This window comes from Paenibacillus solisilvae, assembly GCF_042656405.1.
GTDB lineage: Bacteria > Bacillota > Bacilli > Paenibacillales > Paenibacillaceae > Paenibacillus_Z > Paenibacillus_Z solisilvae.
On the sequence record NZ_JBHSOW010000075.1, the window covers coordinates 1 to 860 of the forward strand.

1 protein-coding gene is annotated in these 860 nt (G+C 40.8%); it reads right to left on the reverse strand.

Annotated elements, in window-relative coordinates; genetic code table 11:
• Nucleotides 1–231: 231 nt before the first annotated feature.
• Nucleotides 232–750 carry an RsfA family transcriptional regulator gene (locus ACFPYJ_RS20225; RefSeq protein ID WP_379190019.1) on the reverse strand — a complete coding sequence of 173 codons (519 nt, stop codon included), beginning with the start codon at nucleotides 748–750 and terminating at the stop codon, nucleotides 232–234.
• Nucleotides 751–860 lie beyond the last annotated feature (110 nt).

An 860-nucleotide genomic window follows, 5' to 3' on the forward strand; every position in this document is an offset into this window, starting at 1 on the left:
GCCACCATGGACGTTACCCGCAAGTGGACAGGCCGTGTACAGAATTGGGGACAAATGCTCCTCCAGCTTTCCGTCTTCTTCCCGGACCGCATTGGGCAGCATCTCAGATAATTTTTCTCCCCGAGGGGAGAAGCCGATTAAAAGAGTTTACACAAAAGATTTGACAGACCCAAAAAATCCGCGTATGCGGATTGTCAAGAACTTGATCAATTGTTATGTAAACCTCTTTTGTTAGGTCAATTGCTTTGCTCTATGGAAGATTTGGAGTAATGTTTCGAAGTCTTCTTTTAATGTCTCTTCCGTAATGTTTTGTTGAGCATTCTTCTTTAATTCTTCAAGCTCAGCGTCTTTCTGTTGTAATTGCTCTTTTAAGTTACTGATCTGATTAGCCATATTTATAATAAGTTGCTTCTGTTTGTCAGCTAATACAATGATCTGTTCCATGTAATCAGGCATGTATTCCTGTTCAGTTTCTTCTAAAATAGTGGAAACTTTTATCTGTTGTGTTACCTGTTTAGCGTTGGGGCTTTGCTTTCGTTCTTGTTTGGCTGCTTCAACTTCCGTTACGTATTGTTTACGTATTTGGGAGTTCCATCTAAAGCCACATGCACTTTCTGTCCTTCCTAATTGTTGTGCAGCTTCATTAAATGCGACTAGCTGTGAACTTTTTTCTCGAATATGTCTTAGGACGATCTCTGCTAGTAAATGATCTTCATCGGACTTCCACCCATCTTTTCTAGCTTCTTGCATGCTATCACCTCATTGCGGTTTTTAATAGCCATTCTTTCCTGTTTGGTCATACCCCTGTCAAGTAGACATTAGAAAAAAGCTATGCTGCCAGCGCGCACCGGTATTCAATC

Bases quoted from the DNA above. Each gene is read 5' to 3' on its own strand.
- ACFPYJ_RS20225 (WP_379190019.1), bottom strand. From the start codon at position 750: ATGCAAGAAGCTAGAAAAGATGGGTGGAAGTCCGATGAAGATCATTTA.